Origin of the sequence: Sphingobium xenophagum, assembly GCF_002288285.1 — a bacterium.
In the GTDB taxonomy this organism is placed as follows: Bacteria; Pseudomonadota; Alphaproteobacteria; order Sphingomonadales; family Sphingomonadaceae; genus Sphingobium; species Sphingobium xenophagum.
The window spans coordinates 3,029,199-3,043,707 of sequence record NZ_CP022745.1 but is presented as its reverse complement, the minus strand read 5'-3'; the positions used below and the strand labels follow the sequence as shown (position 1 = coordinate 3,043,707).

Here is a 14,509-nt window from a genome sequence, read left to right as displayed (position 1 = left end):
ATGTCAGGTGTCGCTGTCCGAACCCTTGGCCAGACGCATCAACACGAAACCGACCACCGCCGCCGCGCCGATGGCGACAGCCGGGCTTTTACGCACGAAATCGCGCGCTTCGTTCATCAACTGGTCGACATCCTTGCTGTCCAGCGTGTCCGCCGCGCCGGCAACCGATTCGGCCGCCTGCCGGGCATAATCGCCATATTGCGGGCCGAGCTTTGCATCGACCGTGCCCGCCGTATCGGAAATCAGCTTGGCCAGGCTCTGCATCGCCGTGCCGGTCTTTTCCTTGGCGACGCCAGCAGCCGACTTGGCGGTCTTGCCTGCCTGTTCCTTGATCGGGTCGATATGCGACTTCCAGTCGACAGCGCCCAGCGCGTCGGTGGCGGATTTGGCCGCCTGTTCCGCCTTCGCCTTGATGGGCGCGATCTGCGCCGACCAGCCGGTCGATGCTGCGCCGTTGCCGGGCTTCTTCGTGGCCTTCGCGCTGGTGGTCGCCTTTGCGGTCGTTGCCTTTGCGGCCGCTACCTTGCGCACGGGCGTCTTGCGCACTGGCGTTGCCTTGACCACGGGGGCGCTGGCTGCGGTGGCCTCGACCGGCTTGGCCTTGCGCGGCCTGCCGACCGACTTTTTCGGCGCTGTCTTGGCGGGCGGGGTGTCGGGCGTGTCGGCCATGGTCCTAAGTCTCCCTTTCGGTTGCGCGGCTGGGGCGCGCGCCGCGGCAAATGATACTTGGGTCAAATGCTTTGCGGTCGCTCACAGTTCCGTAGCCGTTCCAATTTCGACCATCGGCATTTTTTCCGCCCATGCAAGCCCCTCTGCATTGCCAAGCACGGGGGCGCTGGCTAAGCGGAGCGCGAAAATAGGCGTCCTGCCGCAGCGCAGGCCATATTTCAGGGAGCGACCATGACCGCCATTCTCGACATTCACGCCCGCCAGATTTTCGACAGCCGGGGCAACCCCACCGTCGAAGTCGACGTCACCCTTGAAGATGGCAGCTTTGGCCGCGCCGCCGTCCCGTCCGGCGCATCGACCGGCGCCTATGAAGCGGTGGAAAAGCGCGACGGCGACAAGAGCCGCTATATGGGCAAGGGCGTGCTGCAGGCGGTTGCCGCCGTCAACGACACGATTGCCGAACAACTGATCGGCCTGGACGCGGAAGATCAGGGCGAAGTCGACGCCGCGATGATCGAGCTGGACGGCACCGACAACAAGTCGAACCTCGGCGCCAACGCGATCCTGGGCGTCAGCCTGGCGGTGGCGAAAGCGGCTGCCGATGCGCGCGGCCTGCCGCTCTACCGCTATGTCGGCGGCGTGTCGTCGCATGTCCTGCCGGTGCCGATGATGAACATCATCAACGGCGGCGAACATGCCGACAATCCGATCGACTTTCAGGAATTCATGATCATGCCGGTCGGCGCGGAAAGCATCGCCGACGCCGTGCGGATCGGGTCGGAAATCTTCCACACGCTGAAAAAAGGCCTGCATGACAAGGGGCTGGCGACGTCGGTGGGCGACGAGGGCGGCTTTGCCCCCAACATCGCCTCTACCCGCGATGCGCTGGATTTCATCATGCTGTCGGTCGAAAAGGCGGGCTACAAGCCGGGCGACGATGTCGTGCTGGCGCTCGATTGCGCCGCGACCGAATTTTTCAAGAACGGCAAATATGAGATTTCGGGCGAAGGCCTGTCGCTCAGCCCGGTCGAAATGGCCGATTATCTTGCCGCCCTGTGTGCCGACTATCCGATCAAGTCGATCGAGGATGGCATGAGCGAGGATGATTTCGAAGGCTGGAAGGCGCTGACCGACAAGATCGGTGGTTCGGTCCAGCTGGTCGGCGACGACCTGTTCGTCACCAATCCCAAGCGTCTGGCCATGGGCATCGACATGGGGCTGGCCAATTCGTTGCTGGTCAAGGTCAACCAGATCGGCACGCTGACCGAGACGCTGGCGGCCGTCGATATGGCCCATCGCGCGCGCTACACTGCCGTCATGTCGCATCGGTCGGGCGAAACCGAGGACGCGACCATCGCGGACCTCGCCGTCGCCACAAATTGCGGTCAGATCAAGACGGGTTCGCTCGCGCGTTCCGACCGGCTCGCCAAATATAATCAGCTCATCCGTATCGAGGAAGAACTGGGCGACATCGCCGTCTATGCGGGCCGCTCCATCTTCCGCTAAAACTGTCGGGATTCGGTTGGCCGCAAGTTAACCATTTTTTACTTGCGGCCAGTCTCTCCCTGTGATTCATCTTGGTCATGGCGCACATCGCGAAGCTTCGTTCCCTTCTTTTCTCGGCCTTTGGTCCGGCGGTCGCGCTGCTGCTGCTGCTCGTCTTTGCCCTCTATGTCGTGCTGGGGTCGAACGGGGTGCTGGCGTGGGGCGATTATTCGCGTCAGTTGCGCGCAGCCAAGGCCGAACTGAAAAGCACGCAGGCGACGCGCGCCGAATTGCGCAATCGCGTCGAGGCGCTCGATCCGCGCCGTGTCGATCCCGATCTGGCCGATGAACTGATCCGTCGCCAGCTCGGCGTCATCCACCATGACGAAGTGATCGTTCCGCTCAACTGAGCCGCCTTCAAGGAAAACGTAAGGTTTTTGCGTAGAAATCGCCGTAGCCGCAATTTTACTGCGGACGGATTGATCTTGGCTTTGCAAACTTCGCAGATGGGGTGAAGTTTGCGGAATTCTTATTGATCTGGCCCGGATTCAGGGGCTTCGTCGTTGCAATATCTCCAGCTCTCCCGCTATATCGGACTTCCTTCCATCCTACCCCACGCAAAAGGATAAGAGCCTTGGCGAAACCAACGACGCCGCGTCCTTCACGCGCAACGGCAAAGGCGGCTGCACCCGCCGCCGGCGCGGACCATAACCGGCCTCGCCCTGAAACTCCCACTGATTACAAGGCATCCAAGGAAGAGTTGCTGGAATTCTACCGACAGATGGTCCTCATCCGCCGGTTTGAAGAAAAAGCCGGGCAGCTTTACGGCCTGGGCCTTATCGGTGGCTTCTGTCATCTTTACATCGGCCAGGAAGCGGTTGCCGTCGGCATCCAGTCGGCGCTCAAGCCCGGCAAGGACAGCGTCATCACCGGCTATCGCGACCATGGCCATATGCTGGCCTATGGTATCGACCCCAATGTCATCATGGCAGAACTGACTGGCCGTGAAGCGGGTATTTCCCGCGGCAAGGGCGGTTCGATGCACATGTTCAGCGTCGAACATAAATTTTACGGCGGTCATGGCATTGTCGGTGCGCAGGTGTCGCTGGGCGCTGGGCTGGGCTTTGCGCACAAATATAATGGCGATGGCGGCGTGTGCGTCGCCTATTTCGGCGACGGCGCGGCCAACCAGGGCCAGGTCTATGAATCCTTCAACATGGCCGAACTGTGGAAGCTGCCGATCATTTTCGTCATCGAAAATAATCAGTACGCCATGGGCACCAGCGTCAACCGCTCGTCCGCCGAGGACCAGCTCTATCGCCGGGGCGAAAGCTTCCGCATTCCCGGTATCCAGGTCAACGGCATGGACGTGCTGGCCGTGCGCGGCGCGACCGAGGAAGCGCTCAAATGGGTGCAGGGCGGCAATGGCCCCATCCTGCTGGAAATGAAAACCTACCGCTATCGCGGCCACTCCATGTCCGACCCGGCCAAATATCGCTCGCGTGAGGAAGTCCAGGCGATGCGCGACAAGTCCGACCCGATCGAGGGCGTCAAAGCCTATCTCTCCGCGCAGGGCGTGGGTGAGGACGAACTCAAGAAGATCGATCAGGACATTCGCAAGATCGTCAGCGAAGCGGCTGATTTTGCTGAAACATCGCCTGAGCCGGAGATGGCTGAACTCTATACAGACGTGCTGGTGGAGCAATATTAATGGGTATCGCAATCAAGATGCCGGCGCTCTCGCCGACGATGGAAGAGGGCACGCTGGCCAAATGGCTGGTCAAGGAAGGTGATGAGGTCCGTTCGGGCGACATTCTGGCCGAAATCGAAACCGACAAGGCGACGATGGAATTCGAGGCGGTCGACGAAGGCAAGATCGGCAAGATCATGATTGCCGAGGGCACCGAAGGCGTGAAGGTCGGCACCGTGATCGCCGAGATGGCGGGCGAGGGCGGCGAGGAAGCCGCGCCCGCACCCAAGGCCGAAGCCAAGGAAGCGCCCAAGGCGGACGCCGCGTCCGAAGCGCCGAAGAAGGCCGAGAGCGGCACGTCCAAGCTGGCCAGCAACGTCAAGGCGTCGGTCCAGGATCCTGCCATTCCCGAAGGCACCGAGTTCGTGAAAACAACGGTCCGCGAAGCGCTGCGCGACGCCATGGCCGAGGAAATGCGCGCCGATGAGCGCGTGTTCGTGATCGGTGAGGAAGTCGCCGAATATCAGGGCGCCTATAAGGTAACGCAGGGGCTGCTCGACGAGTTCGGCGCCAAGCGGGTCATCGACACGCCGATCACCGAATATGGCTTTGCCGGCATCGGCACGGGCGCGGCGATGGGCGGTTTGCGCCCGGTCGTGGAATTCATGACCTTCAACTTCGCCATGCAGGCGATCGACCACATCATCAACTCGGCGGCCAAGACTAACTACATGTCCGGCGGCCAGATGCGTTGCCCGATCGTGTTTCGTGGTCCCAATGGCGCGGCCAGCCGCGTGGGTGCGCAGCATAGCCAGAATTACGGCCCCTGGTATGCCGCCGTCCCCGGCCTGATCGTCATCGCCCCTTATGACGCCGCCGATGCCAAGGGGCTGCTCAAGGCCGCGATCCGCAGCCAGGACCCGGTCGTGTTCCTTGAAAACGAACTGCTCTACGGTCGCAGCTTCGACGTGCCCAAGATCGATGATTATGTCCTGCCGATCGGCAAGGCACGGATCATGCGGCCGGGCAGCGACGTCACGCTGGTCAGCTATTCGATCGGCGTTGGCCTCGCCCTCGAAGCCGCCGAAACGCTGGCGGCAGAGGGTATCGATGCGGAAGTCATCGACCTGCGCACGCTGCGCCCGCTGGATACGGCGACGGTGCTGGAAAGCCTGAAAAAGACCAACCGCCTTGTCGTGGTGGAAGAAGGCTGGCCGACCTGCTCGATCGCGTCGGAAATCGCCGCCGTGGTCATGGAACAGGGCTTTGACGATCTCGATGCCCCGGTCCTGCGCGTCGCGAACGAAGACGTGCCGCTGCCCTATGCCGCGAACCTGGAAAAGGCAGCGCTGATCGATTCGGCCCGCGTCGTCGCGGCGGCGAAGAAGGTCTGCTACAAATAAATATCAGGGAGCGGGCGGCGGACGAACGCCGCCCGTTTCTTCCTTCAGTCGCTACGGCTCGTCAGGAGCAGGTCGAGGCTGTGACATTTTCCGAATTGTAAACCTGGGTCAGATCGCGGCTGTCGCGGACATTGAAGGCTGAGGTTTCGGTGATGTCATTAAGCGGCAACCAGAATAACGGCATCAGCCTTTTGTAACGATATCGGATTTCTACGAACATCACGGCGGTTCCGGTTGCGGCTTTCAATTCCTTGCCGGTCGGTCCCATGCCCGCGAATGATGTACCGGTTGCGCCAGTGCCCTGCGTGCCATAGGCCGACGCATAGTTGACCGCTCCAAAACAGCGCTGCCATTTGATCGTCTGTCCGCCATCGCCGTTCAGTTGCAGGCTGGACAGGATGATGCGGCTGTTGGCTGCCAGGTTCAGCCCCGATGCCTGAAGATCCGCGCCGATGAACACATCGTTGATTTCCGCTTCGCTGATCGGTTTGTCGTTGATCGCGCTTTGCGCGCCCATGCGGGACGCATTGTCCGACACCATCACGCCCAGTTCGCCGACCCGTTTTACCGTGATGGCATAGTTGGTCAGTTCCAGCGCCGATGTCGTCAGGATCATGAGGAAAGGCAGGACCATGGCGAATTCCACCAGCGCCATGCCGCTTTCACTGCGCCGCAGACTGCGCGCATGAACTCGCCATCCGTTGCGAAGGGCGGAGGGGGAAGGCAGGATCGCGGTCATGCTGTGATCTTCATATGCAATTGCCGGTGAGGGGTTCGGACTGCTTGTCGAAGGGCTGGTTGCGCAGGATGGTGCTGGACGCCATGGTCACTTGTTGCGACCAGCCCAGCAGATAGGCCATCGGGAAGATGCGATTGTAGCGCAGCGTCACGGTATAAATGGTCACGTCTTTCGCACCGCCCTGGCCAGTCACGCCTGAATCCAGATCGCGCACATTGTTGCCGTTGGCGTCATCGAAGGTTTCGTTATTGTTGCATATGCCGTCGCCATTGCCGTCGACAAAGGCTTCGGCCTTCGATTGCGCGCGGCCATAGGATTTGTACGCCATGCGCGAGAAGCTGAAGTCGCCGCCCGCCACGAGGCGCTTTACCGACGCTTCCACAACCCCGTCGAGCGCATCGCGATTGGCTTGGGTTGCCGTTTCCAGCGCCGATGCGCGCCCGGCTGCCTGTACCTCCCCGCTCAGGATCGCCCGCGCATAAAGATAATAGGCAGTGTCGAACAGGAACATCAGGATGAGGATCAGCACCGGCGCGACAAAGGCGAATTCCAGGACCGTCACCCCGCGCTTGTCACGGCGCAGGGCGCGCAGCAGCCCCCTGCCGGGCCATCGCGAGACAGCGCGTTTCATCGTGTGATCCGCAATTGGGCGATCTGCGACGCGATCTGGGAGAAGGTCGTCGTCAACTGATCGGCATTGTCCGCCTGATAGGCACGGCCCGGCGACGCGCAATTGGACAACATCGTACTCAGATTGGTGCCGAAGGCGATGACCCAGACGGTGATATTCTTCTGGGTCTTGGCAATCGTGCACAATTCACTCAGCCGTGCTTCGGTGATGGCATTCTGATCGGCGTTGGTTGGGATGGACGCCGTGGATGTCCGGCGCCGGGACACGGCGGACACACCCCATGCGTCATAGCTGCCAATGCGCGTATCGGTTTCACCGTCGGTCATGAAGATGAGGTTGCGGGCGTAGCGCCCGGTCGATTCCGCTGCGGCATGTTCCGCCGCGAACAAGCCTTCGCGTGACATGAGACGCAGGCCCCAGAGCATGCCGATATCATGATAGGTAAAGCCCGCCGTCGTCAGCCCTTTCATGTAGGTCGACAGGGTAGAGGAGTCGATTTCCGCCAGCTTGCGCGCATAGGTCGGGCAGGCGCCATATTGGTCAGGTGAGCCGTTGGGCGTGTAATAGTCGGTCGTGGAATTGGGCGACACGACGCGGGTGTAGGTCGGCGCCGAACCGCTATATTCCCAGCCCGACGTCGAGGTTGCACCACTGGCGCGGCGGCCATAGACAACGCCAGGGAGGAATGGCTTCCATTGCGTTTCAGGCTTGGCCGGATCGGGAATCAGATCGATGTCCATGTCGTAACGGGGAACATCAGTCCCTTCATTGTTGCGACGGGTGGCGCGTTCCTCAATGCAGGCGTTGGCCTGAGTCCAACTGATTTTTCGAGCCGCGGCGAACTTATTGGATACTGGTGCTGTGAAAAAGCCGCCGCTCACCAGTTCATCGCCCGAACCGGCGCCCTTCAAATCGGCTGCGGGGTATGTCACTGGCTTGTAGATCCAGTGATAGGCTGTCCCATCCGCATTCTGGTCACCGGCGTTGGGATTTTCTGACACAGTCTGGGTATAGGTTTCGATCAAATTATTATAGTTGGTCGGCGTTATCCAGCACACGCCTTTATTCAGGCCTGCCGAATAGGTGACGCCGTTGCGCGTCCGGACTCGTGTCCGCGATCGCGGCAGGGCGGTGGCGGACGGCGACCATGCCGACCATGCGGTGTAGTTATCGCTCAGCGAATTTGCCGGCGCGGAGCATGTTTCCGAAGAGCCCTGATATTTGGTGCCCGTCGACGTATTGCCACTATCCACGACAGATGTGTTGGTAGTGATGGTTCCGCCCTGTGTTGACCCAGGAATAACCGACGTTCCGTCCGGCACGCGGGAATCATAGACCGGATTGTCCTGAATCCAGTTGCGCTTGAGCAACATGCCGACATTGACCGTCGAGGAATAGGGCACGAAACCATAGCGGATATGACTGCCCGCCGGCTTCACCTGTTGCAGGGCGTTGTAGAAATTCTGGACGGCAGTGCGTAGCACGGCGATGCGGCTTTCGCTGTCGCCGGGGTTGACGTCGTTCATCGACAGGGTGGTGTCGAGCACGAACATGACGTCCGTGTTGGGCAGTTGCAGGTCCGCCGTGCATTCAGCCGAAATGGTACGGCTGCTGAAGCCGAACAATTTCATCAGCGTCATCGGCACCGCGACGGACGCAGTGCCGGTCACGGCGCCGGTGTTTGATGCGGCATAGTGGATCGTGGGTGCCCCCGCGCCATATTTGTTGGCGGGAAAATTCAGATTGAAGAAATTCTTGGCGGTTTCTTCATTGCTGTTCGTGCCGGTCGTCCAGGTAATGCCGGACATGGAGCGGCGCCCCGCCAGCGCGCCCGCGTCGCATGCCTGCTGAAGGCGGGTCTTGGCCAGATAGAGCCGACTGACGTCGATACCCCCGCCGATCAGGCCCGCCAGCGGGAAAATCGCCGCGGCGACGATGGCAAGGACATTGCCAGCCTCGTTATGCGCCAACCGGGCCATAAACCCGTTCGTCCGATTGATCTGCTTGCCCATCTGTCCGCAATCACCCATGTCGCGCCCAACACCCCCCATGTCCGGGCGGGGCAATTCTGTTCGCCTATGCAGGCACTCTGGTTAGAATGTGTATGAGGAAGATGGTTAAAGGACCGATAACTACCGTGCCTGATGATGGCCTTTCCCCGCTGGCGACGCTGCTCAGCGCCCATGCGGGGCGGACGGGGCGCGGCATCGGGCGATCTGGGCCTATGATGGGCGGCTGGCGCATATCGCGCGATCGACCCGCGAACCCACGATCGGCCAGATGCGGTTGGCATGGTGGAATGACGTCATCGACGATGCGTCGGGGACGAAGGGGCAGGGGGAGCCAGTGATCGACGCGATGCGCGCGACGGGCGCCGCCGCCGCGCCGGGACTGGTCGCGATGATCGACGGCTGGGAAATATTGGTGGTGGAGCCGGAAATCGATGTGGCGGGCCTGCGCAGCTATGCAGTGGGACGCGGCGGCGGGCTGTTCCGCGCCCTGGCGGGCCAGGCGGACGCCCCCGACTGGCTGGTGCAGGCGGGGCAGGTCTGGGCATTATGGGATCTTTCGGGCCATGTCGGCGATGATCGGCTGGCCGATGAAGCGTTGGCGCTGGCCAAGCAACTCGTGACGGACCCGCCACCCGCCTGGCCGCGCGCCTGGAAGCCGCTGCGGATCGCCTATACGCTCGCCCGGCAGGATGTGCTGGCCGGACGCCGCGCGCCTGCCGCCATGCCGCGCGCCTTGGCGTTGCGGCTGTTGCGGGTTGCGCTGTTCGGGCGCTAGGATAGGCTGGCGAAGCAGCCGGGGAGAATGAGGGCATGGGGCGATTGCTGGCAGGCGCGATGGCGATGCTGCTGCTGATCGCGGGCGGCCTGTTCTGGTGGCAGGGGCGAGCGAGCAACCAGCCGGTCCCGCAACTCGCATTCGCCCCGCCGCCACCGCCGCCGGTCGAGAGTTTGCCGCAGGGCGATCCTGACGCCATCGGCGACGCGCCGCCCATGCCGGCCGAGGCCAGCCCGCAAAGCCGCGAACAGCGGCGCTTTGCCCGTTACGACCGCAATCGCGATGGCGTCATCACCCGGATCGAGATGATGGGCAGCCGGACCAAGGCGTTCAAGGCGCTCGACAAGGATGGCGACAACCTCCTCTCTTTCGAGGAGTGGGCGGTCGCGACATCGGATCGTTTTGGCGCGGCGGACGGGAACAAGGACGGCAAGCTCACCCCGGCGGAGTTCGCGGCGACAGCGCCGAAACGCAGCGCAAAGCCCAAGTGCAAATGCTGATCCGTGTTCCCGCGCAGGCGGGAACCCAGTCCCACGCTCCGAACTAGGCTCCCGCCTACGCGGGAGCACGTTGTTCTTCAGGCGATCTTCATCTCGCCCAGCCACGCCCCCAGCGATGCGCGCGCGCGCGCCGTATAGGCCTCCTTGCGCTGTTTTTTCTTGACCTCGTCCAGCGTCGGAAACAGGCCGAAATTGACATTCATCGGCTGATAGTCGGCACTCACGACATTGCCCGTCACATGGCCAAGCAGCGCGCCCAGCGCAGTGTCGGCGGGCGGCGGCGTCATGACGCGGCCCTGCAATTCCGCCGCCGCAAACCGCCCCGCCAGCAGCCCGATCGCGGCACTTTCGACATAGCCCTCGCACCCCGTCATCTGCCCGGCAAAGCGGATATGCGGCGCGCTTTTGAGGCGCAGCGTCGGATCGAGCAGCTTGGGCGACTGGATGAACGTATTGCGATGCAGCCCGCCCAGCCGCGCAAATTCGGCCTTCTCCAGCCCCGGTATGGTGCGGAACAGCTCCACCTGTGCGCCATGTTTCAGCTTGGTCTGGAACCCGACCATGTTCCACAACGTGCCGCTGGCATTGTCCTGCCGCAGTTGCACCACGGCATAGGGCCAGCGCCCGGTACGCGGATTGTCCAGCCCCATGGGCTTCATCGGCCCATGACGCAGCGTTTCCGGGCCGCGTGACGCCATCACCTCGATCGGCATGCAGCCCTCGAAATAGGGGGTGTTGGCCTCCCACTCCTTATACTCGGTCTTTTCGCCGTCGATCAGCCCCTGGACGAAAGCCTCATATTGCTCCCGGTTCATCGGGCAGTTGATATAATCCTTGCCCTCGCCACCGCCGGGGCCGATCTTGTCCCAGCGATTGGCCATCCAGCACTGATCCATGTCGATGCTGTCATGATGGACGACCGGCGCGATCGCGTCGAAAAAGGCCAGATGCTCCATGCCAGCCGCCTGGCCGATGCTGGCCGCCAGCGCAGGCGCGGTCAGCGGCCCGGTCGCCACGATGGTCATGCCGGACGTGGGCAGCGTGTCGATCCGTTCGCGGACAATCTCGACATTGGGATGATCGGCCAGCGCGCGGGTCACGCCGCCCGAAAAGACGTGCCGATCCACCGCCAGAGCGGAGCCGGCGGGCACCTTGGCCGGCTCGGCCTGCGCCATGATGACGGAATCGAGCCGCCGCATTTCCTGATGCAGCAGCCCTACGGCATTCTTGTCGGCATCATCGGATCGGAAACTGTTGGAACAGACCAGTTCAGCGAGGCCCTCGGTCTGGTGCGCAGGGGTCATATCCCCCGCGCCGCGCATTTCCGACAGGCGCACCTTCACCCCCGCCTGCGCCAATTGCCACGCCGCCTCGGACCCGGCCAAACCGCCGCCGATGATATGCACCTGATACTCTGTCACTGATCCGCCTTGATGTCGCAATTCTGCCGTTCGGGCCAAGGTCTATAGACCAAGGTGAAGCGGCAGGACAGGGCAGTGATGCAGCTTCATAGCCATGCGATCGTCATGGCGCGGACCGGCGGGCGCTCAAGCCCCCACCAACGCGCGCTCGCCATAATAGGCGCTTTCGTCCAAAATCCCCTCGCGCTTGGCCACGATCACGCCCACCAGCACCTGACCCGTTACGTTGACCGCCGTACGGCCCATGTCGAGGATCGGGTCGATCGCCAGCAGCAGCCCTGCGCCCTCCAGCGGCAGACCGAGAGTCGACAGGGTCAGCGTCAGCATCACGGTCGCGCCGGTCAGGCCAGCCGTTGCTGCCGAACCGATCACCGATACCAGCGCGATCAGCGCATAATCGACCGCGCTTAGCGGGATGCCGTAAAAGCCCGCGACGAAGATCGCCGACAGCGCGGGGTAGATTGACGCGCAGCCATCCATCTTGGTGGTCGACGCCAGCGGAATGGCGAAGGCGGCGTAGCTTTTGTCGACGCCCAGCCGTTCGGTCACGGCTTCGGTGACCGGCATGGTGCCGACCGACGAGCGGGAGACGAACCCCAACTGGATCGCGGGCCATGCCTTGGCAAAGAAGGGCAGGGGCTTCAGGCCGTGGGCGATCAGGAGCGTGGGGTAAACGATCAGCAGGACGATCGCCAAACCCAGATAGATGGCGCCGGTGAACACACCCAGCCGCGCCAGCGCGTCCCAGCCATAGGTCGCGACCGCCGCGCCGATCAGGCCTGCCGAGCCGATCGGCGTCATGCGGATGACCCAGCCCAGCAGCGCCCGCACGACAGCCAGCAGGGACCGGACGAAGGCAAGGAACGGCTCTGCCTTCTCCCCGACCTTCAGCGTCGCCAGCCCGACGGCGATGGCGATGACCAGCAATTGTAGGATGTTGAAACCGATGCTGGTGCTGGCCGTGCCATCCGCACCGACCGAGGTGCTGCCGCTCAGCGCCAGGCTGTTGCCCGGCACCAACCCTTTGAGGAAATCGAGCCAGCCGCCCACGGAGTCCGGCTGCTTGGCGGCAAGCGCAGCGGTGCTAAGCCCCACGCCCGGCTGGACGATCAGGCCGATGGCAAGGCCGATGATGACCGCGATCAGGGCCGTGATGGCAAACCATAGCAAAGTCTGCCCGGCCAGCCGCGCGCCATTGTCGAGCGCGCGCAAATTGGCGATCGACGCGACGATGGCCGCGAACACCAATGGCGGGACGATGGCTTTCAGCAGGGAAACGAAGATCGACCCGACCGTCTGGAGCGTGGTCGCCAGCCAGTTGAGGTCGCCATCCGGTCCCGCGCCGATCTGGCGGGCGACAAGGCCCAGCGCCAGTCCGGCGACCATGCCGACCAGCACCTGAAATCCGAAACTGCGATAGGGTAGGGCCATGGCTGAACGTCCTGCGGGGCTAAGGCCGATCAATATGGGACGACGACATATAATTGCGCGCAAGCAAAAATTGCGCCGGGTTTAGTTTTTGCCGGGGTGGGTCGGGGGTCTGGCATCCCCCGTTCGCGTTCAGTCACCAACAACCGTTCGGGCTGAGCTTGTCGAAGCCTCGTCCTTTCTGCCTTGAGAAGAAGGACGTTCGTTGATCTTCGGTCGCCTTCGGCTCGACAGGCTCAGGGCGAACGGACGTAGAGTTCTTTCATGCGATCAGATTGGCGGCTGCCCACCACTATGCCACATTGCCGGGCAAATGGATCGAAAGGGCATATATGAACTGGCGACTGGGGCTGTTGGCGGGCGCGGCGGCGATGCTGCCACAAGGGGCGATGGCGGCGGCTGACCCGGCGGCGGCGAAGGAGATATTGATGCGCTCGGTCGCCTTCCGCACGGTCGAGGGGGCGGGGCAGGTGCCAAAGCTGGCGGCCTATTATGCATCGGTGCTGAAAAGCGCTGGCTTTGCCGATGCGGACATCGTCATCACGCCAATGGGCGAGACGGCGACGCTGGCCGCGACGATCAAGGGCCGCGACGCCGCATTGAAGCCGCTGCTGATGATCGGCCATATGGACGTGGTGGCGGCGGATCGGGCGGACTGGACCCGAGACCCCTTCGTCCCGGTCGAGGAAAATGGCTATATTTTCGGGCGCGGTGCAGAGGACAATAAATATGACGTCGCGATGATGGTCGCGACGCTGGCGCAACTGAAAAAGCAGGGCTGGACCCCGCGTCGCACCGTCATCCTGCTGCTGTCAGGCGATGAAGAAACCGCGATGGTGACGACCAGGGCGCTGGCCGCGCAATATAAGGACGCGGAAATGCTGCTGAACGGCGATGGCGGCGGCGGACTGCTGAATGAGGAGGGGAAGCCGGTCCTCTATCAATTGCAGGCCGGTGAGAAGACCTATGCCGATTTCGAAATCGCCTTCACCGATCCGGGCGGGCATTCGAGCGCGCCGACGCCGGGCAATCCCATCTATCGGCTGGCCAAAGCAATCGACAGGATCGCCGCCTATCAATTCCCTGCCATGCGCAATGAACTGACCAGGGCGTCGCTGGCGCTGTCGGCAAAGCGGATCGGCGGGGAGGTTGGCGCGGCGATGCGGCGTTATGCCGAAACGGGCGATGCGGCGGCGGCGGAATTGCTGTCGACCAGGCCGGAATTTGTCGGGCAGGTCCGCACCACATGCGTCGCCACCATGGCGCAGGCGGGCCATGCGCTCAACGCCCTGCCGCAAAGCGCCAAGGTGATGGTCAATTGCCGCATCTTCCCCGGCGTGGCTATTGAGGCTGTTAAGGCGGAACTGGTGAAAGTGGTGGCCGACAGCGGCGCGACCGTCAAAACGCTGGGCGATCCGCTGGCCAGCGATGCGTCACCCCTGCGCACCGACGTCATGAAGGTGGTGCGCGACGCGGTAACCGCCCGTTCGCCTGACATCATAGTCATGCCCGGCATGTCGGCGGGCGCGACCGACAGCCTCTATTTCCGCGCGCTGGGGGTGCCGAGTTACGGCGTCTCCAGCCTGTTCATGAAGGCGGAGGACGGCTTTGCCCACGGTCTGAACGAGCGGGTGCCGGTCGCTGGGATCGGGGAGTCGCTGCTGCAATGGGACACCGTGCTGCGGGCGTTGGCGAAGTAGATGACAGGCTAATCCCTGATCCGTTCGGTTCGAGCCGCTTCGAGCGAAGTCGAGAA

At 62.7% G+C, this 14,509-nt stretch carries 12 protein-coding genes and 1 pseudogene; 7 read left to right on the top strand and 6 right to left on the bottom strand.

What is annotated here, in order from left to right:
• Positions 1–3: 3 nt before the first annotated feature.
• Complete coding sequence (locus tag CJD35_RS14820; protein ID WP_017184675.1) at positions 4–669, bottom strand: hypothetical protein; 666 nt, start codon at positions 667–669, stop codon at positions 4–6.
• 231 nt (positions 670–900) lie between these two features.
• Between CJD35_RS14820 and eno the strand changes: the two genes are divergently transcribed.
• The 4 genes from eno (at position 901) to CJD35_RS14800 (ending at position 5,247) form a co-directional block, all read left to right on the top strand.
• On the top strand, positions 901–2,175 hold the full coding sequence (gene eno / locus CJD35_RS14815) for a phosphopyruvate hydratase (protein WP_017184674.1): 1,275 nt from the start codon (positions 901–903) through the stop codon (positions 2,173–2,175).
• A 77-nt stretch (positions 2,176–2,252) separates the two neighbouring features.
• Positions 2,253–2,564, top strand: a complete 312-nt coding sequence (locus CJD35_RS14810) for an FtsB family cell division protein (RefSeq protein ID WP_017184673.1) — start codon at positions 2,253–2,255, stop codon at positions 2,562–2,564.
• A 224-nt stretch (positions 2,565–2,788) separates the two neighbouring features.
• Positions 2,789–3,865, top strand: a complete 1,077-nt coding sequence (pdhA, locus tag CJD35_RS14805) for a pyruvate dehydrogenase (acetyl-transferring) E1 component subunit alpha (RefSeq protein WP_026002681.1) — start codon at positions 2,789–2,791, stop codon at positions 3,863–3,865.
• On the top strand, positions 3,865–5,247 hold the full coding sequence (locus tag CJD35_RS14800) for a pyruvate dehydrogenase complex E1 component subunit beta (RefSeq protein ID WP_017184671.1): 1,383 nt from the start codon (positions 3,865–3,867) through the stop codon (positions 5,245–5,247). Before pdhA ends, CJD35_RS14800 begins: the two co-directional genes overlap by 1 nt.
• Before the next feature lie 61 nt (positions 5,248–5,308).
• Here CJD35_RS14800 and CJD35_RS14795 read toward each other — a convergent pair whose 3' ends face one another.
• From CJD35_RS14795 to CJD35_RS14785, 3 genes are read right to left on the bottom strand one after another with little or no spacing between them, the layout of a single operon-like run.
• Complete coding sequence (locus tag CJD35_RS14795) at positions 5,309–5,986, bottom strand: TadE/TadG family type IV pilus assembly protein (protein ID WP_017184670.1); 678 nt, start codon at positions 5,984–5,986, stop codon at positions 5,309–5,311.
• A gap of 10 nt (positions 5,987–5,996) precedes the next feature.
• Complete coding sequence (locus tag CJD35_RS14790; protein WP_017184669.1) at positions 5,997–6,617, bottom strand: TadE/TadG family type IV pilus assembly protein; 621 nt, start codon at positions 6,615–6,617, stop codon at positions 5,997–5,999.
• Entirely contained in the window at positions 6,614–8,647 is a 2,034-nt protein-coding gene (locus CJD35_RS14785; protein WP_037515239.1) for a TadE/TadG family type IV pilus assembly protein, read from the bottom strand. The genes CJD35_RS14790 and CJD35_RS14785 overlap by 4 nt, the downstream gene beginning before the upstream one ends.
• 107 nt (positions 8,648–8,754) lie before the next feature.
• Between CJD35_RS14785 and CJD35_RS14780 the strand changes: the two are divergent.
• Together CJD35_RS14780 and CJD35_RS14775 are read left to right on the top strand one after the other, a co-directional pair.
• Positions 8,755–9,404: pseudogene (locus tag CJD35_RS14780) on the top strand (hypothetical protein).
• A gap of 35 nt (positions 9,405–9,439) precedes the next feature.
• Positions 9,440–9,904 (top strand): EF-hand domain-containing protein, encoded by a 465-nt coding sequence (locus tag CJD35_RS14775; protein WP_017184666.1) that lies wholly within the window; start codon positions 9,440–9,442, stop codon positions 9,902–9,904.
• Positions 9,905–9,981: 77 nt separating this feature from the next.
• On the opposite strand, the gene trmFO is transcribed toward CJD35_RS14775, so the two are convergent.
• Positions 9,982–11,325, bottom strand: coding sequence for a methylenetetrahydrofolate--tRNA-(uracil(54)-C(5))-methyltransferase (FADH(2)-oxidizing) TrmFO (trmFO, locus tag CJD35_RS14770; RefSeq protein ID WP_026002680.1), 1,344 nt, complete (start codon positions 11,323–11,325; stop codon positions 9,982–9,984).
• A gap of 126 nt (positions 11,326–11,451) precedes the next feature.
• Positions 11,452–12,756 carry a dicarboxylate/amino acid:cation symporter gene (locus CJD35_RS14765; protein WP_017184664.1) on the bottom strand — a complete coding sequence of 435 codons (1,305 nt, stop codon included), beginning with the start codon at positions 12,754–12,756 and terminating at the stop codon, positions 11,452–11,454.
• Positions 12,757–13,085: 329 nt separating this feature from the next.
• On the opposite strand from CJD35_RS14765, the gene CJD35_RS14760 reads away from it, so the two are divergent.
• Positions 13,086–14,453 (top strand): M20/M25/M40 family metallo-hydrolase, encoded by a 1,368-nt coding sequence (locus tag CJD35_RS14760; protein ID WP_017184663.1) that lies wholly within the window; start codon positions 13,086–13,088, stop codon positions 14,451–14,453.
• The last annotated feature ends 56 nt before the right edge of the window (positions 14,454–14,509 follow it).